The sequence below is a fragment of the Bradyrhizobium sp. USDA 4011 genome, assembly GCF_054063415.1.
Map to the genome: position 1 here is coordinate 2,836,417 of NZ_JBSSGG010000001.1, position 23,204 is coordinate 2,859,620.

Consider the following 23,204-nt stretch of genomic DNA (forward strand, 5'->3'; position numbering starts at 1 on the left):
CCATTTGGTTGCCTATTATCTGCCTCATGGATGAAGTCTTCAAAGCCCTCGCGGATGCCTCACGGCGGACGCTGCTTGACCGGCTTCACGATCAGAACGGGCAGACGCTCGGCGAGCTCTGCGACGGCCTCGACATGACGCGTCAGGCCGTCACCAAGCACCTTGTGATTCTCGAGGAGGCCAACCTCGTCACCACGATCAGGCATGGCCGCGAGAAGCTGCATTACCTCAACCCGGTTCCGATCCATCAGATCGGCGAGCGGTGGATCAGGAAGTTCGAGCGCGGGAGGCTCGCCGCGCTCAGCGAATTGAAAAGACAATTGGAGAAGCGTGATGAGTAAGCCGGACTACGTCTACGTCACCTATATCGAGACCACGGCCGAGAAGCTGTGGCATGCGCTGACATCGAGCGACTTCACCGAACGCTTCTGGTTCGGCTATCGTGTCACCTCCGACTGGAAGGTCGGCTCGCCCTACCATTTCACCAAGGACGGCCGATGCAGCGTGCAGGGCGAGGTGCTGATCGCCGAGCCGCCGAACAAGCTCGCCTATAGCTGGGACGTGGTGAAGGAAGGCGCCGCGCGCGAGCAGGTCTCGCTCGTGACCTTCGAGGTCGAACCACACGGCGGAGTCGTCAAGCTGACCGTGACGCACGACGACCTCGGCCCGAAGACGCTGCGCGACATCTCCGGCGGCTGGCCGATGGTCATTGCAAGCCTGAAGAGCTTCCTTGAGACCGGGCGCGAACTGCCGGCTGACCTGCCCACGTGCGGCGTGAAGGAGACAAGCAATGCCTAAGCCCGAATTCGTCTACGTCACCTACATCGAGACCACGCCGGAGAAGCTGTGGGACGCGCTGACGTCAAGCGAGTTCACCCAGCAATACTGGTTCGATACCGAGGTCAGGTCCAACTGGACGATCGGCGCGCCAGTGGCGCTGGTGATGAACGGCAAGGTCACCGACACCGGCGAGATTCTCGAGATCGACCGGCCGCGCCGCCTCGCCTACACGTTCAAGCACGAGGCCGATCCCGAGCTACGCAAGGAGCCGGCGACCAAAGTCGTCTTCACGCTCGAGCCGTTCGGCAAGGTCGTGAAGCTGACCGTCACGCATGACGGCTTCGGCGTGGGCAGCAAGCTGTTCGAGGGCATCTCCAACGGTTGGCCTGTGATCCTGTCCGGCCTGAAGAGCCTGCTCGAGACCGGCAAGGTGTTCAGGATTCCGCCCGAGAGCCTGGGGCTGGACTGCGCCTGACCTGCCATGAAAATCTATCGAAGGACACGTGCGGACATGAACATCGAGAAATTCAAACCGGCGATCGTCTATGCGATCTACATCGCCGCCACGCCGGAGAAGGTATGGCAGGCGCTGACGAATGCCGAATTGAGCCGGCAGTATTTCTCCGGCAACGCGGTCGAGGTCGATCTTCGGGTCGGCGGCACCTACGTCGTGCGCACGCCCGACGGCGCACTGCACATCTCCGGCGAGGTGATCGCGTGCGATCCCTTGAGGCGGCTGACCGTCACCTTCAACGTCAACTGGCCGCAGCTCGTCGAAAAGCTCGGGCCGACGCTCGTCACCTACGAGATCGAGCCGGCCGGCGACGGCGTGAAGCTGACCTTACTGCAATCGCATGACCGCCCGATCAGCGACGACATCCTGTCAGGCTGCCGCACCGGCTGGCCGGCGATCCTTTCCAGCCTGAAGAGCCTGCTGGAGACCGGCAAGGCCATGGCGATCCCGATGCAACCGCCGCAGCGCATGCTGGCCGCGCTGAATGAACTGGGAATCCCGATGCCGTCGTGAAGATCACTCCCTTCGCAGCATCGGATCGGCAAAGGAACCGACCGGGACCACGACGCGACGGTAGAGATGCCAGGTCGTGTGGCCCAGCACCGGAATCGTCACGAGCAGGCCCAGGAAATACGGGATCGCCGAGACAATCAATAGCACGACGATCACCGCCGCCCACCCAATCATGGGCAGCGGGCTCGTCACGACGGCACGCACGCTCGTGATCATCGCGGTGACGAAGTCGACCTCCCGATCCAGCAGCAGCGGGAACGATATTACGGTCAGCGAGAACAGGATCAGCGACAGCGCCGCCCCGTCGGCATTGCCGATGGCGAGGAACAGCAGGCCCTCATTGGTGGTCAGCACCACCGTCAGGAATTCGCGAAAACTGGAAAAGGAAACGTTGAGCCCGAGCAGCAGCGCGAGCAGCAGCCTCACCTGATACATCCAGATGATGAACACGAACAGCGTAACGAACGCCATCCAGCCGATTTCACCCCGCGAGCGCAGCTTCGACCAGATCGCGCCGAGCGAAATCGGCTCGCCCGCTTCGCGGCGCCGGCTGATCTCGTAAAGACCGATCGCAACGAACGGACCGATCAGCGCAAAACCCGCCGCCAGCGGATAAGCCAGATAAACCATGCCGAGCGTGGTCAGACACAGCAGGATCGCGTTGCCGCCAAGCATGAAGATCGCGCCGAACATCAATCCGTAGAGCGGGACTGCCTGGAAGTCGCGCAGCCCCTGCCCCAGCGCTTCCGCGATATCAGCCACGCGGATCTTGCGCACCACCGGATCGAGCTTGCCAGAAACCGACATCAGTCCCGCCGCGAATGATTGATCCCGTATCGATGCAGGCGATGGCGAGAGCCGCATTGACGTTGATCAATACTATGTCGCGGCCTACCCGAGCGCCCTTAACTCCCGTCGCAGCACCTTGCCCGTCGCCGTCATCGGCAGGCTGTCGGCGAACTGCACGAAGCGCGGATATTCGTGGGCGGCGAGCTGGACCTTGACGAACTCCTGGATCTCGCGCGCCAGCGCGTCGCTCGGCGCGTAGCCGGGCCGCAGCACGATCCAGGCCTTGATCGATTCGGTGCGGATCGGATCCGGGATGCCGACCACCGCCGACATCGCGACCGCCGGATGCTTCATCAGCGTGTGCTCGATCTCGGACGGGCCGACGCGATAGCCGGCGGTGGTGATGACGTCGTCCTCGCGGCTAACGTACCAGAAATAGCCGTCTTCGTCCTGTACGCCGAGATCGCCGGTCAGCAGGAATTCGCCGGCATATTTCTTCTGCGTCGCTTCCGGATTGCGCCAGTATTCGATCATGGTGCAGGGGCACGGCTGGCGCACGCCGATGATGCCGCGTTGGCCGCGCGGCAACTCCTCGCCTCTGTCGTTGACGATGCGGACGTCGAAGCCCGGCGTGGCGCGGCCCATCGACCCCGGGCGGATCGGAAACAGATTGGAATTGCTGCCGATCACGAGGTTGCATTCGGTCTGCCCGAACACCTCATGGGCATCGATGCCGAAGGTCTCGCGCACCCAGCCCAAAAGCTGACCGCCGAGCGACTCGCCGCCGGTGAAGATGCTGCGCAGCTTGACGCCGGAATTTTTCACATTGGCCTGCCGCATCAGCTTCAGCGCGGTCGGCGGCAGGAACACGTTGCGGATGCCGAGTTCGGCCATCATCTGCATCGCGGCCTGCGGCTCGAACTTCCGCGCGCGATGACCGACCATCGGAATGCCGTGGTACCAGAACGCGAACAGGCCGTTGATCAGGCCGCCGATCCAGGCCCAGTCGGCCGGCGTCCACATCAGGTCGCCCGGCCTGGGGAGGAAGTTGTGGCACATCTCGACATTGGGCAGGTGGCCGAGCACGACGCGATGCGCATGCAGCGCGCCCTTCGGGTTGCCCGTGGTGCCCGAGGTGTAGATGATCAATGCCGGATCGTCGGCCGAGGTGTCGACGGTCGCGAATTCCGGAGATGCCGACTTGATCGCGCTCCAGAATGATTTCGTACCGGCCGGCGTCTTTTCGCCGACGATGTAGACGCTCTTCAGCTCAGGCAGGCGACCGCGGATCTTGGCGATCTTCTCCCAGCCGGCCTCATCGGTGATGACGGCTTTCGCCGCGGAGTTCGACAGGCGGAATTCGAGCGCGTCCTCGCCGAACAGTGCAAACAGCGGGATCGAGATCAGTGCCGCGCGGAATGCCGCGAAATGCGCAACCGGCAATTCCAGCGATTGCGACAGGAACACCGCGACACGGTCGCCGCGCACCAGGCCGCCAGAGGTCAGCACATTGGCGAAGCGGCGCGAGGCGTCCGCGACCTCATCGAACGAGGTGCGCGTGGTGCGGCCATCCTCGTCGACATAGACCAGCGCGAGCCGGCCCGAGCCGTCGGCATGGCGGTCGCAGCACGCGGTCGCCATGTTGAAGCGCTCGGGAACCTCCCAGCGGAAGTTGCAGTAGAGTTCGTCGTAGGTCTTGGCTTCCTGAAGCATGGCCGCAGCCTAGACCATTGCTGTGAGACCATAAACCCTCCTTGCGGGAAGGCGGTCAGGCTGCCGCCCGCTGCATTGCGCTCTCGGCCTCAAGGCTTTCGCGGTCGCGATAGATCGATGCGACCGCGAGCACGCGCCCGCGGTGCTTGTAGCGGAGCACGCAATCCCTGGCGGCGATGCTGCCGTCCACCGTGATCTCGTCCCACTGCTCGGCGTGGCCGACATAGTTGATCGGGACGTCGTAATGCTGGCTCCAGAAGAACGGCACCGCATCGAACACCTCGCGCTGCCCGAGCATATTCCGCGCGGCGGTCTGGCCCTGGCGCTCGGCCACCACCCAGTGCTCGACACGGATATTCCCGCCGCTGTGCGGATCGGGCCAGCGCGCGATATCGCCGGCCGCGTAGATGCCGGGAACGCTGGTCTCGAGATGGGCGTCCACTTTCACGCCGCGATCGATGGCGAGCCCGACTGCTTCCGCCAGCGCCAGCCGCGGCTTTACGCCGACACCGACCACGGCGAGATCGGCATCGAGCACCGGCCCGCTCCTCAGCTGCGCGCGCTTGCCTTCGATCGCGGTCACCGTGTCGCCCAGATGGAAGACGACGCCATGCTCCTCGTGCAGCGCGCGGACGAAATCGCCCATCTCAGGCCCGAGCACGCGCTCCAGCGGCCGCTGTTCCAGCCCGACCACGTGAACCTCGATCTCCCTCGCACGCAACGAGGCCGCAACCTCGAGCCCGATGAAGCTCGCGCCGATCACAACCGCGCGTCGCGCTCCGCCGGCCGAGGCGATGATCGCCCGGCAATCGTCGAGCGTGCGCAACACGTGAACGTGGGGCTGGTCCGCGCCCGGGATCGCCAGCCGTAGCGGCTCCGCGCCGGTCGCCAGCAGCAGCCGTTCATAGCTGAGCGCCTCGCCGCCGGCGAGCACGACGTTGCGGCGGCCGGTGTCGATCGACTTGACCTCGGTCCTGAGTCTGAGATCGATCGCCGCGTCAGCATAGAAACTGTCCGGCTTCAGCGGCAGCCAGTCTTCCGGCGCGCTGCCGGCAAGGAAATCCTTCGACAGGTTCGGCCGGTCCAGCGGCGGCGTGGCCTCGCCGCTCAGCATGACGATGCTGCCGCGATAGTCCTGCCGTCGCAGCATCTCGGCGGCGGCAAAGCCCGCCGCGCCTCCGCCGACGATCACGATCCTGCCGGGCGCATCAAGCGGGCCCTTGACGCGGGGCTTCGGCTGCTCGCGCTTCTCGCGCACGATGATGCGATCTCCGTCGCGCTCGACCTTCCAGACCGCGAGCGCGTTGAAGGCGGGCGCCGCTACCGCTTCACCGGTGCGAATGTCGAAACAGGCGTGATGCCAGGGGCAATGGACGGTCTCGCCCTCCACCACACCTTCGGCGAGCGGGCCATGGTAATGGCTGCAATGCGCGTCGATGGCGAAGATATCTGCTCCGGAGCGCACCAGCAGCACGTCCTCATCGCCGACATGGCCGAGCAACATCGTGCCCGGGAATTCGGCGAGTGCCACGCCCTGCGTCAGATCCGGACCGGAAGGAGCTTGCTGATCGGCCATGGCCTGTCTCCAGTTTATCCAGAACTTCCACCTCGACGGCGCCGCCGCCCCTTTTCGACACGCCGATGTCAGCTCCCCTGCATGTAGCGAACCGGGTTCTCCTTGTCCGCCTTGAAGATGTCGGCGGCCTCGGCGAACAGCGCTGCAACGGCGGGCGCCTTCAGATCAACAAACGCCTCGAAGCTGAAATTGTTGCCGCCCGCGCGCAATTCGCCGAGCTTGCCAGCGTAGCAGGACACCAGCGGCTTCCCATTACGGGTCACCGCGACATAGACGCTGACGTAGTTCTTCTGCAGCGCCACCCCGATCACCGGCCAGACCGCCGTCTTGCCGGACTTGATCGTGTAGCGAAACTGACCGTAGCCGATCATGTTCATGCGCATGCCGGCCTCACCGGCCGGACTGCCCGCATGAAAGTGCTGCTTGAGCGAAGGCGCGGCCTTTCGCATCACCGCATGCAGTTGTTCGAGATCCGCGGTCCGGCCGGGATCAAAGGCGAGATAGGCTTCCAGGCTGTCCGCGGCGACACGAAACATCGGAAGCCTCCGCCGCTATCCCGCGAGCGCCGCCTTGACGAGGCCGCTGGCCTTGCCGAAATCCATCTGGCCGGCGTATTTCGCCTTCAGGGCGCCGATCACCTTGCCCATGTCCTTGATGCCGGCCGCATTGGTCTCGGCGATGATGGCCGCGATCGCGGCCTTCACGTCGTCATCGGACATCTGCTTCGGCAGATAGGCGGAGATCACGGCGATCTCCTCGCGCTCCTGGGCGGCGAGCTCGGCACGGCCGCCCTTGTCGTAGAGCTCGACCGACTCCTGGCGCTGCTTGATCATCTTCTGCAAGAGGCCCAGCAGATCGGCATCGGAGAGTGGCGGCTTGCCCTGCCCGCGCGCGTCGATATCGGCGTTCTTGATGGTCGAATTAACCATGCGCAGGGTGGAGAGCTTGCGCTCATCCTTCGCCTTCATGGCTTCCTTGACCGCATTGTTAATGTCGTCGCGCAGCATCCTGGTGTCCTTAAGCCGGTAATGTCTTCATGTAGGCAGTTTGCAGCGACTGGACAACCTAGTTCCGCAACCACTCAACCAGCGCATCGGCGCAGGCCTGCGGCTGCTCCAGTTGCGGCAGGTGACCGCAATTGGCGAGCACCACGAGCTTGGCCCCGGGGATGCCGTTGGCCATCTCGTCCGACAGCGCGTTCGGCACGGTGTTGTCGGTATCCGACGTCAGCACCAGGGTCGGGCACTTGATCCAGGCCATGCTCGGCCGCGAATCCGGCCGGCTGAGCACGGCGTTTTGCTGACGGATGAAGGCCTCGGCGCCGACGTCCTCGCTCATGTCCTCGACGATTTGACGCAGGCTTGCATCGCCCTGCCGCGACGGATGCACGAAGCCCGGAAACAGTTCGTCGACCACGCTCCGGTACTGACCGTTTTTCGCGCGCTCGATCATGCCGCGGCGGCGTACGGTTACCTCCGGCGTGTCAGCCCTCGCCTGGGTGCTCATCAGGGCCAGTTTCGCAACCCGCTCGGGGGCCTGCCGCATGATCTCGAAGGCGATGTAGCCGCCCATCGAATGTCCGGCGAGCGCAAAGCGCGGTGGCGCCTCGGCCAGTGTCCGGCGGGCGATCGCGCCCATATTGTCGTCCCTGACATGGTTGGCGACCGTGACCGGCCCGCACCGCCATAGCGCCGGGATGACCGGGGCAAAAATCCGCGGTGAGCAGATGAGGCCCGGGACGAGCAAGATCGGCATCGTATTGTCCATGCGGGAGCTCCGGACCGGGTCATTTTCGGCAAGCAAACGGCCGCTTCAGGGAACTTTAGATTAAAAGGCCGTTCCGGCCTGTCAAATCGGCGGGTATTGCCGTGTGAATCCGTGCCCTTTCGCTTTGACGCCGCAGGGTGCGGCGACTATTTAAAGGGCTCATGACAACCCCCGAAAACGCTCCCGCCTGGCCGGACCACAAAACGACCGCGCTCCTTGTGCTCGCCGATGGTACCGTGCTGGAAGGCTTCGGTCTCGGCGCCGAAGGCCACGCCGTCGGCGAGGTCTGCTTCAACACCGCAATGACCGGCTATGAGGAGATCCTCACCGATCCGTCCTATGCCGGCCAGATCATCACCTTCACCTTCCCGCATATCGGCAATGTCGGTACCAACGAGGAAGACATCGAGACGGTGAACATGGCCGCGACACCCGGCGCGCGCGGCGTGATTCTGCGCTCGGCGATCACGGATCCCTCGAATTACCGCGCCACCCGCCACCTCGACCAGTGGTTGAAGGCGCGCGGCATCGTCGGCCTGTCCGGCATCGACACAAGGGCGCTGACCGCGCTGATCCGCTCCAAGGGCATGCCCAACGCCGTGATCGCGCACGCCAGGAACGGCGAGTTCGACCTGCACGGCCTGAAGGAAGAGGCCCGCGAATGGCCCGGCCTCGAGGGCATGGACCTGGTGCCGATGGTCACCTCCGGCCAGCGCTTCACCTGGGATGAGACCCCCTGGGAGTGGGGCAAGGGTTTTGGCCAGCAGACCGCGCCGGAGTTCAACGTGGTCGCGATCGACTACGGCATCAAGCGCAACATCCTGCGCCTGCTCGCCGGTGTCGGCGCCAAGGTGACCGTGGTGCCGGCGACGACGGCGGCCGAGGACATCCTGGCGATGAAGCCGGACGGCGTGTTCCTGTCGAACGGCCCCGGCGACCCCGCCGCGACCGGCAAATATGCCGTGCCCGTTATCCAGAAGGTGATCGCCTCGGGGACGCCGACCTTCGGCATCTGCCTCGGCCATCAGATGCTCGGCCTCGCCGTCGGCGCCAAGACCATGAAGATGCATCAGGGCCATCACGGCGCCAACCATCCGGTCAAGGACGAGACCACCGGCAAGGTCGAGATCACCTCGATGAACCACGGCTTTGCGGTCGACCAGGCGACGCTGCCCGCCGGCGCGACCCAGACCCATGTCTCGCTGTTCGACGGCTCCAATTGCGGCATCGCGCTCGAGGGCAAGCCGGTGTTCTCGGTGCAGTACCATCCCGAGGCCTCGCCCGGCCCGCGCGACTCGCACTATTTGTTCCAGCGGTTTGCCGATCTGATGCGGAAGAACAAGCAGGCCGCGTAAGTCGTCGCTTGTCATGGCCGCGCGCCGTGTTGCAACCGCGCGCGGATCGCCGAGGCGAGCGGAGGAACGCGGAGCTCGACAGCAGGTTGTTGCACGGACAGTGTCGCTCACGCGTGCAGGAGGATCGCCATGTCCGCAGTCGAGGCCGGGGCCGAGCCGCTCGCCATCGTCTTCGAGGACGACGGGCTGGTGCCGAACAATCCGATGCCGCTGCTGGTCTACAAGGCCGCGGTCGACGTCGGCAAACATCCGGAAGCCACGATCGAGCAACTGTTCGGCCATAATGGCTGGGGCGCGATGTGGCGCAACGGCGTCTACGACTTCGTGCATTACCACGCCACCGTGCACGAGGTGCTGGGCGTCGCGCGCGGCAGCGCACGGGTGCAGTTCGGCGGCGAGCATGGGCGGACGCTCGAGATCGCCGCCGGCGACGTCGCGATCCTGCCGGCCGGCACCGGGCATCAATGCCTGTCGGCGAGCGATGACTTTAGCGTCGTTGGCGCCTATCCACCGGGCCCGCCGATGGATCTGCAGCGGCCGACACCGGAGAACCATGCCCGGGCGCTGAAGACGATCCCGCAGGTCGCGATCCCCACGACCGATCCGGTGATGGGCAAGGACGGGCCGCTGGTGCGGCTGTGGAAGCCCGCCTGACCCACACCGGTCAGCGCATCTCGCTCACGTGTAGCGCCGAATTCGCTGCCCGGAGGACTATGCTGTCAGCGAGCACGATAACGAGGGAGAACGCCGCCGGAAGGCGGCCGACAGCCCTGCGGCAGGCGGATCGCCATATCTTGTCACCGACAGCGGGATACATCGGCTCTTCGCGATCCGCCGCGCGCGTCTCAGCCTATCTCGGCGATAACCTGCCGCAGAAGATCGCGAACCTTGCCGGCGACCGCGCCAAGCTTGCGGTTCTCGATCGCACTCATCGAAGCAACGGGATCGACGGCGGAAATCTCGACCCCGCCGCTTTCGTGCTGCTGGACCACCACGTTACACGGCAGCATCGTGCCGATCTTGTCCTCCAGCGTGAGCGCCTCGTAGGCGAATTTGGGGTTGCATGCGCCGAGGATCAGATAGGGGCGGAATTCGGCCCCGATCTTCTTGTTCAGGGTGTCCTTGACGTCGATCTGCGTCAGCACACCAAAGCCGTGGTTCTTCAGCGCGGCCGTCGTGGCCGCAACGGCCGCGTCGAACGGCATGTCGACCGTTTTCGAGAAGTGGTATGTCATGAGTCTCTCCATTGAAGCGCCGCGGCGTTCGCACCAACGCCAGCGGCCGCTAGCTGAACGCGCATCCGCCGCGCAATCCGAGCCTCTTGAACACCATCGCTGCAGGGCAAAATCCGGTGAACGATGCCTGGATCATGTTCAGCCCGGCGAAGGCCGTCAGCAGGTACCAGTAGGCGTTGATGTAGGTGCCGAGCGCGAGGCCGAGCAAAACGACACTCCCCGCAAAGGCAAGTACGGCCTTGTCGATATTCATGGCATGCTCCTCTTCAGTTTCAGTGACGTCAGGGGCGGACGAGGCCAGCCTCGGCCCAGGCAACGATGCTGCGCGTGTCCATCGCCCCGGAATGGCGGGCGATCTCACGGCCGCGGCGCATCAGCAGCAACGTCGGAATTCCCGTGATGTTGAGGCGAGACGAGGTGGCTGCCGCGCGATCGGAGTTGAGCTTGAGCAGCCGCACCTTCGGCTCGAGCTGTTGAGCGGCGCGCTCGAACATCGGCGCCATGGCGCGGCACGGACCGCACCATGGAGCCCAGACATCAACGAGCAGAGGAACGTCACTGTTCGCGACCTGACGCGCAAACCCCTCCTCGTCGACTTCGATCGGATGGCCGGTGAACATCGGCTGATGGCAGGAACCGCAGCGCGCGCCATCGGGGGCGCGCCCGGCTGGCAGCCGGTTGGTCCGGCCGCAATGTCCACATACGATTTGATGCGCCTCGCTCATGTCCCGGTACGGACCTCCTTGACCTTGGCGATGTTCAGCCTGTCCAGCACGAAGCGTTCATAGAACGGCTCGCTCTCGCCGCGCCGCATCTTGCGGAGGAAGTATTTTTCGAACGCGACCTTGGCGTAATGGACCCACTCGCCCTTTGCGGACCAGTTGACGTTGCGCGGCGGGATTTGCGGTTGGGCCAGGAAGGCGACGCCGGAATCGCCGAAGTCGGCAAGGCAGATCGCGTTCCAGGTCGGTTGTGCCGTCGGCTCCCTGCCTTTGAGCAGCGCGCCGATGTTCATCGCCGTCGCCGTCACCATCGACTCGATCATGAAGCCGGTCTTCGGCACGCCGACCGGGACTGCAGTGGCGCCGACCGGCGCGATCGCCACGCAAACGCCGACCGCGAAAACGTTGGGAAACGCGGGATTGCGCTGATGCTTGTCGACGATGACGAAGCCGCGCGGATTGGTCAGCTTGTCAATGCCGCGGACCGCCTCGACGCCGCGAAACGCCGGCAGCATCATCGAATAGGCAAAAGGCAGTTCGTGGGTCTTGCGAACCGAGCCGTCTTCCGCCAGTTCCTCGACCAGCATTTTGCCTGTCTCGACAGCCTTGACGCGGGCATTGGTGATCCACTTGACGTGCTTCTCGCGCATCTCGCTCTCGAGCAGGCCCTTGGTATCGCCGACGCCGTCAAGGCCGAGATGGCCGATATAGGGTTCTGACGTGACGAAAGTCATGGGCACCCGATCGCGCAGCTTGCGGCGCCGCAGCTCGGTCTCCAGGATGAACAGGAATTCGTAGGCCGGCCCGAAGCACGATGCGCCCTGGACCGCGCCGATCACCACGGGGCCGGGATTGGCGGCCAGCCGCTCGAACGCCTCCCGTGCATGCGAAGCGTGGTCGACGTGGCAGATCGATTGAGTGTTGCCTTGTGGCCCGAGCCCCGGGATCTCGTCGAAAGCAAGCTCCGGCCCGGTCGCAACCACGAGATAGTCATAGCTGACCGACGTGCCGTCACCGAGCTCGACGCGATTCTCCGCCGGGTGCACGCGCCTTGCGCCCTGCGTCAGCAGACGGATATTCTTCCGCCTCATGATCTCCTCGAGATCGATCTCGATCTCTTCGCGCTTGCGCCAGCCGACCGCCACCCACGGGTTTGACGGGACGAAGTGATAGACACCGCCCCGCGAAATCACACTGAGGCGATCGCCTTTGCCGAGCTGCGGCAACAATTCGTAGGCCATCAGCGTGCCGCTGAGGCCGGCTCCGATCACGACAACTTCCGCCATGCGTACCTCCGTTGGTTGAACGTCCCGCCGGTGGTCCCGGCTGTCGATCACGCTTGACTATATATTCTATTATTCGTATATACGCAACTATGAATATAGACATCGAGATCATGGAGAGTGCGGCCGACCAGGCGAGCAATCTCCTGAAGGCCCTCTCCAACCGCCACAGGCTGCTGATCATCTGCCAGCTGATCGATGCCGAGCGATCAGTCGGCGAGCTCGCCGAATTTCTCGACCTGCGGGACTCCACGGTCTCTCAGCATCTTGCGCTCCTCCGCAAGGATGGCCTGGTGTCCGCCCGCCGCGACGGGCAGACGATCTTCTATTCGATCGCTAGCGATCCCGCACGGAAGGTCCTGCAAGCGCTTTATGAAGCTTACTGCGCTCCGGCGGGTCGCAGACAAAAATGAAGCTTATGATCCTTGCGACGGCCATCCGTTGAGCGAGATCAACACCGTCGCGCCGGCGACGAAGATAAATGACGAACCGCGTGCGACGTCCAAGATTTCCATGACGAGACGGATACTCTCGATGCGACTCTCGATCTTGCCGGCGGTCCTCGCCGCCTTCATCCTGTCCTTGGCATCTGCCCGCGCAGAGATGCTTACGGTTGCGCAGCATCCGGTTGCCGACGAGAAGGCGGTATTCGCAACGGTTGAGAGCATCAGCGTGGCACCCGCCCGCGGGCGCATCAGCGGCACCGTGGCTCAGCTCAATGTCCGGGAGGGCGATCGCGTCGCGGCCGGCCAGACCATCGCGACGATCGGCGACGAAAAGCTCGTGTTGCAGATGAAGTCGCTCGACGCGCAGATCGAGGCACTGCACGCGCAGGCCAACCAGGCGCAGATCGATTTCACGCGCATCGAAGGACTTGTCGAGCGCGGCACGCTGCCGCGGGTCAAGCTTGACGAGGCGCGGACCGCATTAAACGTGGCCGACAATGGCTTGCGCGCAAAAACGGCGGAACGGGCCGTGATTGGCCAGCAACTCAGCGAAGGCCGGGTGCTGGCTCCATCCGACGGCCGAGTGTTGAAGAAGCTCGTAACCGTGGGTTCAGTCGTGCTGCCCGGCGACGCCATCGTCACGGTTGCGCAGCAGCATTTCAAGCTGCGGCTGCGCGTGCCGGAGCGGCACGCCCGGTTCCTGAAGTCCGGCGACAGGATCCGTGTGGACGCCGCAGAACTCGGCGAGGAAGCCCCCCAGATCGGCGTCATCGATCTCGTCTACCCGCAGATCGAGGAAGGCCGCGTGATTGCGGACGCCTCCGTCGAGGGGCTCGGCGAATATTTTGTCGGCGACCGCCTGAGGGTGTGGATCTCCGCCGGTACCAGGCCGGCCTTCGTGATTCCGGCAAGCTATGTGAGGACCAGGTTCGGGATCGACTACGTCCAGCTTCGCCAGGCCGACCGGACCGTCGAAATCCCGGTGCAGCGCGGCCGTGACGTACCGACGCCTGCGCTTCCGGATGGACTCGAAATCCTGTCTGGCCTGCGCGATGGCGATCAATTGGTGCAGCCATGAATCTCGGGTTGTCCGGGCGGCTGACCAGAGCGAGCCTGACGTCGCCGCTCACCTCGCTGTTCCTGCTTGCATCGCTCGCGGTCGGCCTGATCGCCGTCATGGTGATCCCACGCGAGGAGGAACCACAGATCAGCGTGCCGATGGTCGACATCCGCGTCAACGCGGACGGCTTGCGCGGGCCCGATGCGGTTGAACTCGTCAGCAAGCCGCTGGAGGCGATCGTCAAGGGCATCGACGGCGTCGAGCATGTCTACAGCCAGACCGAGGATGATCGCGTGATGGTCACCGCGCGGTTTCTGGTCGGCACCAAGTTCGAGGACGCGATCCTGCGCGTGCACGAGAAGGTCCGTGCCAATCTCGACCATATCCCTGTCGGCATTCCCGAGCCGCTGATCGTCGGCCGCAGCATCAACGATGTTGCGGTGACGGTGCTGACGCTGTCGCCGAAGCCGGAGGCGGCCGAGCGCTGGAGTGACAGGGATCTGTTCGAGCTTGCCGACAAGCTGCGCTCCGAGCTCGTCAAGGTCGACAACGTCGGGCTGACCTATGTCTCCGGCGGCTCCGCGCAGCAGATCCGGGTGGAACCCGATCCGGAAAAACTGTCGCTGTTCGGCGTCACGCTGCAGCAGCTGGTCGCCAAGGTAAAGGAAGCCAACCGCTCGTTCGTAGCAGGTCAAGTCCGCGACGCCGGCCTCGTGCGCAATGTCGCCGCCGGACAGACGCTCGCCGGCATTCCCGACATCGGATTGCTTTTGATCGCGACCCGGGACGGCCGGCCGATCTACGTCAAGGACGTTGCGTCCGTGGTGATCGGACCGAACACGGTCGAGCACCGCGTCTGGAACGACGCGCGCGATGCGAACGGGCAATGGCGGCGCGTGCCGGCAGTCAGCCTCGCGCTTGCCAAGCGCGCCGGCGCCAATGCCGTGGTGGTGTCGGCCGATATTGCCCTCCGCCTCGAGGAGCTGAAGGCGCACCTCGTCCCCGACGACGTTCGGATCACGGTGACGCGGGACTACGGCGAGACCGCCAACGAAAAGGCCAACGAGCTGCTGTTTCACCTCGGACTCGCGACCATCTCGATCGTCGTGCTCATCGCGATCGCAATCGGCTGGCGCGAAGCTGTCGTGACGTTCGTCGTCATACCAACGACGATATTGCTGACGATGTTCGCCGCCAACCTGATGGGCTACACGATCAATCGGGTCAGCCTGTTCGCACTGATCTTCTCCATCGGCATCCTGGTCGATGATGCGATCGTGATCGTCGAGAACATCGCCCGCCACTGGGCAATGCATGATGGCCGGTCGCGATTGCAGGCAACGGTCGAGGCGGTTGCCGAGGTCGGCAATCCCACCATCATCGCAACCCTGACGGTGGTCGCCGCCCTGCTGCCGATGCTGTTCGTGTCCGGCCTCATGGGACCCTATATGGCTCCGATTCCGGCCAACGCGTCGGCGGCGATGTTGTTCTCGTTCTTCGTTGCGGTGGTGATCGCGCCCTGGCTGATGCTGAAGCTGGCCCCCAGGGGCGACGTCGCGAGCGCGCATGTCCTGCACCGGGAAGGTCGGCTCGGCCGCCTGTACCGGCGCATCGCAACGCCGGTGGTGCGGAGCAAGCGCACCGCCTGGGTCTTCCTGCTCGGCGTTGGAATCGCGACACTGCTGTCGATGACGCTGTTTGCGACCAAGTCGGTGACCGTCAAGCTGTTGCCCTTCGACAACAAATCCGAGATCGCGGTCGTGGTCGATCTGCCCGAGGGCGCAAGCCTGGAGGCCACGGAGCGGACGCTGTTCGCTGCGGCAGACGTTGCAAAACAGTTGCCGGAAGCGACCTCGCTGCAATCCTATGCCGGCACCTCGGCACCGTTCAATTTCAACGGGCTGGTGCGGCATTACTATCTGCGCGAGAAGCCCGAGCTGGGTGAGCTTCAGGTCAACCTGACCGCGCGCGGCGATCGCAAACGCGCAAGCCACGATATCGCGCTCGAACTACGCCAGCGGCTCAAGGCGCTCGACGTCGCCGACGGCACCAGCGTCAAGGTGGTCGAGGTTCCGCCGGGGCCACCGGTGCTGGCAACGCTGCTCGCCGAGATCTACGGTCCAGATGCCACGACGCGCCGCGCCGTCGCGGCCGAGTTGAAGAAGATATTCGCCGAGGTGCCGTTCATTGTCGACATCGACGATTCGATCGGCGAGAAGCGGCCCCGGTTGCGGCTGTCGATCGACCAGGATCGGCTGGAATTTTTCGGCGTGGAGCAGCGCGACGTCTACGACACGATCCAGGCGCTGTTCGGCGGCACCTCGATCGGCTATTCGCACCGCGGCGAAGGCCGCAACCCGATCGAGATCGCGGTACGGCTGCCGAAGCGCGGCCTCGCCTGGGACGAGGCTCTGGCATCGACGCCCGTGCCGGCCAACACGCTGCCCGGCAGCAGGACGGTCGTCGAGCTTGGACAGGTGGTGAAGGCAACAGTCGAAGAAGGAACGCCGGTGATCTTCCGCAGGGATGGCCGCTTCACCGACATGGTCACGGCCGAACTCGCCGGCCGCTTCGAGGCGCCGCTCTACGGCATGATGGAGGTTGCAAGCCGCGTCGCTGCCCATGATTGGGGCAACCTGCCGAAGCCCGCGATCAGCCTGCACGGGCAGCCGACGGACGAATCGCGCCCGACCTTGCTGTGGGACGGCGAATGGGAGATCACCTACGTGACGTTCCGCGATATGGGTGCCGCGTTCGGCGCAGCAATTCTCGGCATCTATGTGCTGGTGGTCGCTCAGTTCGGCAGCTTCCGCCTGCCGCTCGTCATCCTGACGCCGATCCCGCTCACGCTGATCGGGATTCTGATCGGGCACTGGCTATTGGGTGCGCCGTTCACGGCGACGTCGATGATCGGCTTCATAGCGCTGGCGGGAATCATCGTGCGAAACTCGATCCTCCTCGTCGACTTCATCCGCCATAGCGGCCGCAATGGCGCCTCGCTGCGCGAGGTGGTGCTTGAGGCCGGCGCGGTTCGCTTCAAGCCGATCCTGCTCACTGCGCTTGCCGCCATGATCGGAGCCGCAACGATCCTGCTCGACCCGATCTTCCAGGGACTGGCGATCTCGCTGCTGTTCGGCCTGGCGTCGTCGACCCTGCTCACGGTGCTGGTGATCCCGGCGATCTACATCGCGCTGCGCTCTCCGGCCGTAGCGCCGGCAAAAGCGGTCAACTCGGGCTAGCAGCCACCGGCGTCCGGCCTCCGTTCACTGCTTTGATCCGGGGGCCGGCGCAGCGACGCGGCCCGTTCTACGCCGCGTTGCTGCCTTCCTGGCGGCTTGCCTCGAACAGGAACCAGGTGCGGCGCTCGGTTTCGTCGATGAAGGTTTCGAGCAGGCCGGCGGTGCCGGAATCCTCATGGTCGTCGGCGAGCTTGTGCGCCTTGCGCATCGCTGCCGCCATGTGCTTGTTGTCCTCCATCAACTCGCGCAGCATTTCGCGCGGCGGGACAAAGTCCTCGTCATTGTCCTTGATGGTCTGATGCTTGGCGATGTCGCCGATTGACCTCAGCGTCGCGCCGCCCAGTTTGCGCACCCGTTCGGCGAGCTGGTCGGTGGTCGCGAAGATTGCGTCCGACTGCTCGTCCAGCAACAAATGGTAATCATGGAAGTGCCGGCCGCTGACGTGCCAGTGAAAATTCTTGGTCTTCAGGTAGAGCGCGAAGGCGTCGGCCAGAAGCGTGTTGAGCGAGGCCGAGATCGTATCCACCGCGGCCTGCGGGAGATCACTCGGCGTGTCGAGATCGGGCGAGATCTTGTCAGTCTTAGCGTCACTCTTGGCTTTGCTCACGTTGGACCTTCCTGTTAGGAACCCCGTATTTCGGCGCATTGAACATTGGCCGCCGGACCGCTAACGCATCATCAGCCCACCTGTTCCTGGAAGTCAGGAACCCGTTCTACCGGATACCAAGCGCGATGGATGAATGGATCGACTATTACGATTCCACGCATACGATCTATGCCAGCCGACTGCACCGCGACCTGCATTTCCAGGTCATCGCAAACGATATCATTGGCTACATCACCTCGCCCGACGCCGTGGTGCTGGACTATGCCTGCGGTGAGGCGCTGTCGGCGGCGAAGGTCGCCAATGCCTGCGCCCAGCTCTATCTGGCGGAGCCGGCGCCCGGCGTGCGCGGCCGCCTGGTCGCGCGCTTCGCATACGACACCCGGATCCGCGTCCGCTCGCTCGATGAGCTGAAGAACATGGCGGCGGATTCGATCGACCTCGTGGTGATGAACTCGGTGGCGCAATACATGACGCCGCAGGAGCTCGATTCCGCGTTCGACGTGATCCACCGCCTGCTGAAACCCTCGGGCCGTTTCGTGCTCGGCGATATCCTGCGGCCGGGAGTCGGCATGGCCAGGGACGTCATCGCGCTGCTGCGCTTTGCGGCGACCCATGGCTTCCTGCGCGATGCCTTGATCGGGCTCGCCTCGACCGCGCTATCCGATTACCGGCAGCTGCGCACCAGGATCGGACTGCAGCGCTACCGCGAGGACGAGATCATAGCGAAGCTCGCCGCCGCGGGCTTTGACGCCACGCGCGCGCCGCGCAACATCGGGCACAATCCGTGGCGGATGACGTTCGTGGCCCACCACTGATCAGAGGTTGTAGCAAATATTAGGGTTAATCAAAAGTAAACATAGCGGCCGCTGAAATAATCAGCAATGATCCACTCGGCCCGGTGGCGGAAGCGTCGACGCGGCAGTGGTGCAACACTGTTTATCCTGGTTCAAATCCAGGCCGGGCCTCCACGCTTCGCCCTGACGGGCTACGCGTGGCGCAGCCACGCAGGACCGGCGGGGCAAAGCGTGTCCGGCGTAGCTTGAGCGTAGCGAAAGCGTAGACGGACTGGGCAGCGAGCGCAGCCGGGCCTCAGCAGTCACCCCCCCCCCGCGCCCCAATCCGCCCGCTCGAATGAGGGATTTCCCCCAGAATCGCAGTTGATTGGGCGTTTTTGGGGGTTTCGCAGGTGCGAAAACTGGTCTAAAGACCACCCGCGCGCGAGGGATCGCGCTTCCGGCGCTACAAGATGTAGCGCATGGCTCGAGGGACGCGCGGGACGCGCGCCCTTTTTTTGTGCCCAAATTCCAGTCCGCGAGAGCTGATGCCCAAAAGAACCGACATCTCCACCATCCTGATCATCGGCGCCGGTCCCATCGTGATCGGCCAGGCCTGCGAATTCGACTATTCCGGCACGCAGGCGGTGAAGGCTCTGAAGGAAGAGGGTTACCGCGTCGTCCTGGTCAATTCCAATCCGGCCACCATCATGACCGATCCGGAATTGGCGGACGCGACCTATATCGAACCGATCACCCCCGAGATCGTCGGCAAGATCATCGAGAAAGAACGCAACGTCATACCGGGCGGCTTCGCGCTGTTGCCGACCATGGGCGGCCAGACCGCGCTGAACTGCGCGCTCTCGTTGCGCCGGCAGGGCACGCTCGACAAGTTCGACGTCGAGATGATCGGCGCCACCGCTGATGCCATCGACAAGGCCGAGGACCGCCAGCTGTTCCGCGAGGCCATGACCAAGATCGGGCTGGAGACGCCAAAATCGCGGCTCGCCAACGCCTCCGCGCTGAAGAAGTCCTACCGCGACAAATATCTTGCCGAACGGGAGAAGCTGTCCGGCGAGGCACTGGAAGAACTCGAGCGGCAGTGGACGCTTGGCGAGAACGAACGCCGCAAACGCTATCAGGAGCACGCGTTCGGCGAGGCGCTGATGGCGTTGTCGGAGATCGGCTTGCCCGCGATCATCCGGCCCTCCTTCACCATGGGCGGCACCGGCGGCGGCATTGCCTACAACAAGGAAGAGTTCCTCGACATCATCGAGCGCGGGCTCGACGCCTCGCCGACCAACGAGGTGCTGATCGAGGAAAGCGTACTCGGCTGGAAAGAGTACGAGATGGAGGTGGTGCGCGATAAGAAGGACAATTGCATCATCATCTGCTCGATCGAGAATCTCGATCCGATGGGCGTGCATACCGGCGATTCCATCACCATCGCGCCGGCCCTGACGCTGACCGACAAGGAATACCAGGTCATGCGCGACGCCTCGCTGGCGGTGCTGCGCGAGATCGGGGTCGAGACCGGCGGTTCCAACGTCCAGTTCGGCATCAACCCCGTCGACGGCCGGATGGTCGTGATCGAGATGAATCCGCGCGTGTCACGCTCGTCGGCGCTGGCTTCGAAAGCCACCGGCTTCCCGATCGCGAAGGTCGCAGCCAAGCTCGCGGTCGGCTACACGCTCGACGAGATCGCCAACGACATCACCGGCGGCGCCACCCCCGCCTCGTTCGAGCCGACGATCGATTACGTCGTCACGAAAATTCCGCGCTTTGCGTTCGAGAAATTCCCCGGCGCCTCCTCCACGCTGACCACGTCGATGAAGTCGGTCGGCGAGGTGATGGCAATCGGCCGCACCTTCCAGGAGAGCCTGCAGAAGGCCCTGCGCGGGCTCGAGACCGGCCTGACCGGTCTCGACGAAATCGAGATCGAGGGGCTCGGGCGCGGCGACGACAAGAACGCGATCCGCGCCGCGCTCGGCACCCCGACGCCGAACCGCATCCTGCAGGTCGCGCAGGCGATGCGGCTCGGCTGGACCGACGAGGAGATATTCAACTCCTGCAAGATCGACCCCTGGTTCCTGGCGGAGATGCGCGCCATCATCGAGATGGAGGACAAGGTCCGCCGCAACGGCCTGCCGCCGAACGCGTTCGCAATGCGAACGCTGAAGGCGATGGGCTTCTCCGATGCGCGGCTCGCCGTGCTCACGGACACCACCGAGGCCGACGTCACCGCCAAGCGCCACGCGCTCGGGGTGCGCCCGGTGTTCAAGCGCATCGACACCTGCGCGGCCGAGTTCGCTTCGCCCACCGCCTACATGTATTCGACCTATGAGCGGCCGTTCGCGGGCGAGGTGGCCGACGAGAGCGCGCCCTCGGACCGCAAGAAAGTGATCATTCTCGGCGGCGGGCCGAACCGCATCGGCCAGGGTATCGAGTTCGACTATTGCTGCTGCCATGCCTGCTTCGCGCTCGAGGATGCCGGCTACGAGACCATCATGGTCAACTGCAATCCGGAGACGGTGTCGACCGACTACGACACCGCGAACCGGCTGTATTTCGAGCCGCTCACCGCCGAAGACGTGCTGGAGATCATCGCGACCGAACGCAAGAACGGCACGCTGCACGGCGTGATCGTGCAGTTCGGCGGCCAGACCCCGCTGAAGCTTGCCCGCGCCCTCGAAGCCGCCGAAGTGCCGATCCTCGGCACCTCGCCTGATGCGATCGACCTCGCCGAGGACCGCGACCGTTTCAAGCGCGTGCTCGACAAGCTCCGCCTCAAGCAACCGAAGAACGGCATCGCCTATTCGGTCGAGCAGGCGCGCCTGGTGGCCGCCGATCTCGATTTGCCGCTGGTGGTGCGCCCGTCCTACGTGCTGGGCGGCCGCGCGATGCAGATCATCCGCGAGGAGACCCAGCTCAACGATTACCTGCTCGGCACCCTGCCCGAGCTGGTGCCCGCCGACATCAAGGCACGCTACCCGAACGACAAGACCGGGCAGATCAACACCGTGCTCGGCAAGAACCCGCTGCTGTTCGACCGCTATCTGTCCGATGCGACCGAAGTCGACGTCGACTGTCTCTGCGACGGCAAGGACACCTTCATCGTCGGCATCATGGAGCACATCGAGGAAGCCGGCATCCATTCCGGCGACTCCGCCTGCTCGCTGCCGCCGCATTCGCTCGACGCGAAGACCATCGAGGAGCTGGAGCGGCAGACCCGCGAGCTCGCGCTCGGCCTCGACGTGGTCGGCCTGATGAACGTGCAATACGCCATCAAGGACGGCGAGATCTACGTGCTCGAGGTCAACCCGCGCGCGTCCCGCACCGTGCCGTTCGTCGCCAAGGTGATCGGCATGCCGGTCGCCAAGATCGCGGCGCGGATCATGGCCGGCGAAAAGCTCGCCGACTTCAAGCTGAAGAAGAAGAAGCTCGACCATGTCGGCGTGAAGGAATCGGTGTTCCCGTTCGCGCGCTTCCCCGGCGTCGACACCGTGCTGGGACCGGAGATGCGCTCGACCGGCGAAGTGATGGGCATCGACCGCTCCTTCGAGGTGGCGTTCGCGAAGAGCCAGCTCGGCGGCGGCACACGCGTGCCGCGGCAGGGCACGGTGTTCGTCTCGGTGCGTGGCGACGACAAGATGCGCATTGCGGATGCCGTGCGGCTCTTGCATTCGCTCGGCTTCAAGGTGATGGCCACCTCGGGCACGCAACGCTATCTCAGCGATAACGGCGTGCCGACGGAAAAGGTGAACAAGGTGCTCGAGGGCCGTCCGCACATCGTCGACGCCATCACCAATGGCGACGTCCAGCTGGTCTTCAATACCACCGAAGGTCCGCAGGCCCTGGCTGACAGCCGTTCGCTGCGGCGGGCTGCCCTCTTGCATAAAGTGCCATATTACACCACTCTTTCAGGCGCGGTGGCAGCCGCGCGGGGGATCCGGGCCTATCGGGACGGGGACCTTGAGGTCCGCACGCTTCAGAGTTACTTTTCCGAAAGCTGACCGCTGCCCGGGCTGAAGGCCCGAAGCGGTCAATTAGCCGAATGGCTGGAACTCACCGCGCGATTGGATGTTGTCACGGCCCTTAGCGGGGCCGAAAATCACTGGGCTTCCGGGCGCATTCGCGTCCTGATTCCTGCGTTAGCTGAACTGGATATTCGTGCACGGCCGCCGGACGCGCACGATGAAGGACGAAGATGATGGATAAGGTTCCGATGACCGCGGGCGGATACGCCGCGCTGACGGACGAGCTCAAGAAGCGACAGTCGGAGGATCGTCCGCGCATCATCGAACACATTGCGGAAGCGCGTTCGCACGGCGACCTCTCGGAGAACGCCGAGTATCACGCCGCCAAGGAAGAGCAGTCGCACAACGAGGGCCGCATCGCCGAGCTCGAGGACAAGCTCGCGCGCGCCGACATCATCGACATTTCGAAACTGTCCGGCGACACCATCAAGTTCGGCGCGACCGTGACGCTGATCGATGAGGACACCGAGAAGAAGGCGGTGTGGCAGATCGTCGGCGAGGTCGAGGCCGACGCCAAGAAGGGCCGCATCTCCATCACCTCGCCGCTTGCACGCGCGCTGATCGGCAAGAAGAAGGGCACCACCGTCGAAGTGATGGCGCCGGGCGGCGCCAAGGCCTACGAGATCACCAAGGTCGAGTGGCGGTAGTTACCTTCATGTGACTGGTGCAAAAAAGCCGCGTCCTGCACGCGGCTTTTTTTATACCCCGCGTCTGACAGCAATGTGAGTGGAGAGCGCGTGCGCGGCGTACTAGTGAGGCCGTGACATGGTTATGCAGTATAATCATATCGGGGGA

General features: G+C 64.3%; 23 protein-coding genes and 1 tRNA gene. 13 read left to right on the forward strand and 11 right to left on the reverse strand.

Annotation, left to right across the window (positions count from 1 at the left end):
- Positions 1 to 26: 26 nt before the first annotated feature.
- From ACVW1C_RS13275 to ACVW1C_RS13290, 4 genes are read left to right on the forward strand one after another with little or no spacing between them, the layout of a single operon-like run.
- The gene (locus ACVW1C_RS13275) at positions 27 to 341 is read left to right on the forward strand and encodes an ArsR/SmtB family transcription factor (RefSeq protein WP_456758808.1); all 315 of its coding nucleotides are present in this window, start codon (positions 27 to 29) and stop codon (positions 339 to 341) included.
- Positions 334 to 798, forward strand: coding sequence for an SRPBCC family protein (locus ACVW1C_RS13280; protein ID WP_456758809.1), 465 nt, complete (start codon positions 334 to 336; stop codon positions 796 to 798). The genes ACVW1C_RS13275 and ACVW1C_RS13280 overlap by 8 nt, the downstream gene beginning before the upstream one ends.
- Positions 791 to 1,255: an SRPBCC family protein gene (locus tag ACVW1C_RS13285; protein WP_456758810.1), complete on the forward strand. Its 465-nt coding sequence runs from the start codon at positions 791 to 793 to the stop codon at positions 1,253 to 1,255. The genes ACVW1C_RS13280 and ACVW1C_RS13285 overlap by 8 nt, the downstream gene beginning before the upstream one ends.
- Positions 1,256 to 1,291: 36 nt before the next feature.
- Complete coding sequence (locus ACVW1C_RS13290; RefSeq protein WP_456758811.1) at positions 1,292 to 1,807, forward strand: SRPBCC family protein; 516 nt, start codon at positions 1,292 to 1,294, stop codon at positions 1,805 to 1,807.
- A 3-nt stretch (positions 1,808 to 1,810) separates the two neighbouring features.
- Here the strand turns inward: ACVW1C_RS13290 and ACVW1C_RS13295 are convergent, their stop codons facing one another.
- From ACVW1C_RS13295 to ACVW1C_RS13320, 6 genes are all read right to left on the reverse strand, one after another.
- Complete coding sequence (locus ACVW1C_RS13295; RefSeq protein WP_456758812.1) at positions 1,811 to 2,614, reverse strand: DUF2189 domain-containing protein; 804 nt, start codon at positions 2,612 to 2,614, stop codon at positions 1,811 to 1,813.
- A gap of 84 nt (positions 2,615 to 2,698) precedes the next feature.
- The gene (locus ACVW1C_RS13300) at positions 2,699 to 4,309 is read right to left on the reverse strand and encodes an AMP-binding protein (protein WP_456758813.1); all 1,611 of its coding nucleotides are present in this window, start codon (positions 4,307 to 4,309) and stop codon (positions 2,699 to 2,701) included.
- Between the two features lie 55 nt (positions 4,310 to 4,364).
- On the reverse strand, positions 4,365 to 5,885 hold the full coding sequence (locus ACVW1C_RS13305) for an FAD-dependent oxidoreductase (RefSeq protein WP_456758814.1): 1,521 nt from the start codon (positions 5,883 to 5,885) through the stop codon (positions 4,365 to 4,367).
- 68 nt (positions 5,886 to 5,953) lie between these two features.
- Positions 5,954 to 6,421, reverse strand: coding sequence for a hypothetical protein (locus ACVW1C_RS13310; protein ID WP_456758815.1), 468 nt, complete (start codon positions 6,419 to 6,421; stop codon positions 5,954 to 5,956).
- A 15-nt stretch (positions 6,422 to 6,436) separates the two neighbouring features.
- Complete coding sequence (locus ACVW1C_RS13315; protein ID WP_456758816.1) at positions 6,437 to 6,892, reverse strand: GatB/YqeY domain-containing protein; 456 nt, start codon at positions 6,890 to 6,892, stop codon at positions 6,437 to 6,439.
- Positions 6,893 to 6,950: 58 nt separating this feature from the next.
- A complete protein-coding gene (locus ACVW1C_RS13320; RefSeq protein ID WP_456758817.1) occupies positions 6,951 to 7,652 on the reverse strand; it encodes an alpha/beta fold hydrolase in 702 nt (233 codons plus the stop codon).
- A gap of 161 nt (positions 7,653 to 7,813) precedes the next feature.
- Here ACVW1C_RS13320 and carA point away from each other — a divergent pair, with 161 nt between their 5' ends.
- Together carA and ACVW1C_RS13330 are read left to right on the forward strand one after the other, a co-directional pair.
- Positions 7,814 to 9,007, forward strand: coding sequence for a glutamine-hydrolyzing carbamoyl-phosphate synthase small subunit (gene carA / locus ACVW1C_RS13325; protein WP_456758818.1), 1,194 nt, complete (start codon positions 7,814 to 7,816; stop codon positions 9,005 to 9,007).
- A gap of 129 nt (positions 9,008 to 9,136) precedes the next feature.
- Positions 9,137 to 9,661, forward strand: a complete 525-nt coding sequence (locus tag ACVW1C_RS13330; protein ID WP_456758819.1) for a cupin domain-containing protein — start codon at positions 9,137 to 9,139, stop codon at positions 9,659 to 9,661.
- 191 nt (positions 9,662 to 9,852) lie between these two features.
- On the opposite strand, the gene ACVW1C_RS13335 is transcribed toward ACVW1C_RS13330, so the two are convergent.
- Genes ACVW1C_RS13335 through ACVW1C_RS13350 form a run of 4 tightly spaced genes read right to left on the reverse strand, consistent with a single transcriptional unit; the run spans position 9,853 to position 12,250 of the window.
- Positions 9,853 to 10,242 carry a DUF302 domain-containing protein gene (locus ACVW1C_RS13335; protein ID WP_456758820.1) on the reverse strand — a complete coding sequence of 130 codons (390 nt, stop codon included), beginning with the start codon at positions 10,240 to 10,242 and terminating at the stop codon, positions 9,853 to 9,855.
- Between the two features lie 49 nt (positions 10,243 to 10,291).
- Complete coding sequence (locus ACVW1C_RS13340) at positions 10,292 to 10,495, reverse strand: YgaP family membrane protein (protein ID WP_456758821.1); 204 nt, start codon at positions 10,493 to 10,495, stop codon at positions 10,292 to 10,294.
- Positions 10,496 to 10,523: 28 nt separating this feature from the next.
- A complete protein-coding gene (gene trxC / locus ACVW1C_RS13345) occupies positions 10,524 to 10,967 on the reverse strand; it encodes a thioredoxin TrxC (RefSeq protein ID WP_456758822.1) in 444 nt (147 codons plus the stop codon).
- On the reverse strand, positions 10,964 to 12,250 hold the full coding sequence (locus ACVW1C_RS13350) for an NAD(P)/FAD-dependent oxidoreductase (protein WP_456758823.1): 1,287 nt from the start codon (positions 12,248 to 12,250) through the stop codon (positions 10,964 to 10,966). Before ACVW1C_RS13350 ends, trxC begins: the two co-directional genes overlap by 4 nt.
- Positions 12,251 to 12,339: 89 nt before the next feature.
- Here ACVW1C_RS13350 and ACVW1C_RS13355 point away from each other — a divergent pair, with 89 nt between their 5' ends.
- From ACVW1C_RS13355 to ACVW1C_RS13365, 3 genes are all read left to right on the forward strand, one after another.
- Positions 12,340 to 12,660 carry an ArsR/SmtB family transcription factor gene (locus tag ACVW1C_RS13355; protein ID WP_456758824.1) on the forward strand — a complete coding sequence of 107 codons (321 nt, stop codon included), beginning with the start codon at positions 12,340 to 12,342 and terminating at the stop codon, positions 12,658 to 12,660.
- 121 nt (positions 12,661 to 12,781) lie between these two features.
- Positions 12,782 to 13,771, forward strand: coding sequence for an efflux RND transporter periplasmic adaptor subunit (locus ACVW1C_RS13360; protein ID WP_456758825.1), 990 nt, complete (start codon positions 12,782 to 12,784; stop codon positions 13,769 to 13,771).
- Entirely contained in the window at positions 13,768 to 16,992 is a 3,225-nt protein-coding gene (locus ACVW1C_RS13365; protein WP_456758826.1) for an efflux RND transporter permease subunit, read from the forward strand. The genes ACVW1C_RS13360 and ACVW1C_RS13365 overlap by 4 nt, the downstream gene beginning before the upstream one ends.
- A gap of 67 nt (positions 16,993 to 17,059) precedes the next feature.
- Here the strand turns inward: ACVW1C_RS13365 and ACVW1C_RS13370 are convergent, their stop codons facing one another.
- A complete protein-coding gene (locus ACVW1C_RS13370) occupies positions 17,060 to 17,638 on the reverse strand; it encodes a Dps family protein (RefSeq protein ID WP_456758827.1) in 579 nt (192 codons plus the stop codon).
- An 86-nt stretch (positions 17,639 to 17,724) separates the two neighbouring features.
- Between ACVW1C_RS13370 and ACVW1C_RS13375 the strand changes: the two genes are divergently transcribed.
- The 4 genes from ACVW1C_RS13375 (at position 17,725) to greA (ending at position 23,056) form a co-directional block, all read left to right on the forward strand.
- Positions 17,725 to 18,414: a class I SAM-dependent methyltransferase gene (locus ACVW1C_RS13375; RefSeq protein WP_456758828.1), complete on the forward strand. Its 690-nt coding sequence runs from the start codon at positions 17,725 to 17,727 to the stop codon at positions 18,412 to 18,414.
- A 77-nt stretch (positions 18,415 to 18,491) separates the two neighbouring features.
- Positions 18,492 to 18,567 (forward strand) — tRNA-OTHER (locus ACVW1C_RS13380).
- Positions 18,568 to 18,920: 353 nt separating this feature from the next.
- Positions 18,921 to 22,385, forward strand: a complete 3,465-nt coding sequence (gene carB / locus ACVW1C_RS13385) for a carbamoyl-phosphate synthase large subunit (protein ID WP_456758829.1) — start codon at positions 18,921 to 18,923, stop codon at positions 22,383 to 22,385.
- 197 nt (positions 22,386 to 22,582) lie between these two features.
- Positions 22,583 to 23,056: a transcription elongation factor GreA gene (greA, locus tag ACVW1C_RS13390; protein WP_157113323.1), complete on the forward strand. Its 474-nt coding sequence runs from the start codon at positions 22,583 to 22,585 to the stop codon at positions 23,054 to 23,056.
- Positions 23,057 to 23,204 lie beyond the last annotated feature (148 nt).

Bases quoted from the DNA above. Each gene is read 5' to 3' on its own strand.
- ACVW1C_RS13335 (WP_456758820.1), bottom strand. From the start codon at position 10,242: ATGACATACCACTTCTCGAAAACGGTCGACATGCCGTTCGACGCGGCC.
- carB (WP_456758829.1), top strand. From the start codon at position 18,921: ATGCCCAAAAGAACCGACATCTCCACCATCCTGATCATCGGCGCCGGT.
- ACVW1C_RS13295 (WP_456758812.1), bottom strand. From the start codon at position 2,614: ATGTCGGTTTCTGGCAAGCTCGATCCGGTGGTGCGCAAGATCCGCGTG.
- ACVW1C_RS13320 (WP_456758817.1), bottom strand. From the start codon at position 7,652: ATGGACAATACGATGCCGATCTTGCTCGTCCCGGGCCTCATCTGCTCA.
- ACVW1C_RS13285 (WP_456758810.1), top strand. From the start codon at position 791: ATGCCTAAGCCCGAATTCGTCTACGTCACCTACATCGAGACCACGCCG.
- ACVW1C_RS13360 (WP_456758825.1), top strand. From the start codon at position 12,782: ATGCGACTCTCGATCTTGCCGGCGGTCCTCGCCGCCTTCATCCTGTCC.
- carA (WP_456758818.1), top strand. From the start codon at position 7,814: ATGACAACCCCCGAAAACGCTCCCGCCTGGCCGGACCACAAAACGACC.
- ACVW1C_RS13370 (WP_456758827.1), bottom strand. From the start codon at position 17,638: ATGCGCCGAAATACGGGGTTCCTAACAGGAAGGTCCAACGTGAGCAAA.
- ACVW1C_RS13350 (WP_456758823.1), bottom strand. From the start codon at position 12,250: ATGGCGGAAGTTGTCGTGATCGGAGCCGGCCTCAGCGGCACGCTGATG.
- ACVW1C_RS13340 (WP_456758821.1), bottom strand. From the start codon at position 10,495: ATGAATATCGACAAGGCCGTACTTGCCTTTGCGGGGAGTGTCGTTTTG.
- trxC (WP_456758822.1), bottom strand. From the start codon at position 10,967: ATGAGCGAGGCGCATCAAATCGTATGTGGACATTGCGGCCGGACCAAC.
- ACVW1C_RS13300 (WP_456758813.1), bottom strand. From the start codon at position 4,309: ATGCTTCAGGAAGCCAAGACCTACGACGAACTCTACTGCAACTTCCGC.
- ACVW1C_RS13290 (WP_456758811.1), top strand. From the start codon at position 1,292: ATGAACATCGAGAAATTCAAACCGGCGATCGTCTATGCGATCTACATC.
- ACVW1C_RS13375 (WP_456758828.1), top strand. From the start codon at position 17,725: ATGGATGAATGGATCGACTATTACGATTCCACGCATACGATCTATGCC.
- ACVW1C_RS13365 (WP_456758826.1), top strand. From the start codon at position 13,768: ATGAATCTCGGGTTGTCCGGGCGGCTGACCAGAGCGAGCCTGACGTCG.
- ACVW1C_RS13330 (WP_456758819.1), top strand. From the start codon at position 9,137: ATGTCCGCAGTCGAGGCCGGGGCCGAGCCGCTCGCCATCGTCTTCGAG.
- ACVW1C_RS13305 (WP_456758814.1), bottom strand. From the start codon at position 5,885: ATGGCCGATCAGCAAGCTCCTTCCGGTCCGGATCTGACGCAGGGCGTG.
- ACVW1C_RS13310 (WP_456758815.1), bottom strand. From the start codon at position 6,421: ATGTTTCGTGTCGCCGCGGACAGCCTGGAAGCCTATCTCGCCTTTGAT.
- ACVW1C_RS13355 (WP_456758824.1), top strand. From the start codon at position 12,340: ATGAATATAGACATCGAGATCATGGAGAGTGCGGCCGACCAGGCGAGC.
- ACVW1C_RS13315 (WP_456758816.1), bottom strand. From the start codon at position 6,892: ATGCTGCGCGACGACATTAACAATGCGGTCAAGGAAGCCATGAAGGCG.
- ACVW1C_RS13275 (WP_456758808.1), top strand. From the start codon at position 27: ATGGATGAAGTCTTCAAAGCCCTCGCGGATGCCTCACGGCGGACGCTG.
- greA (WP_157113323.1), top strand. From the start codon at position 22,583: ATGGATAAGGTTCCGATGACCGCGGGCGGATACGCCGCGCTGACGGAC.
- ACVW1C_RS13280 (WP_456758809.1), top strand. From the start codon at position 334: ATGAGTAAGCCGGACTACGTCTACGTCACCTATATCGAGACCACGGCC.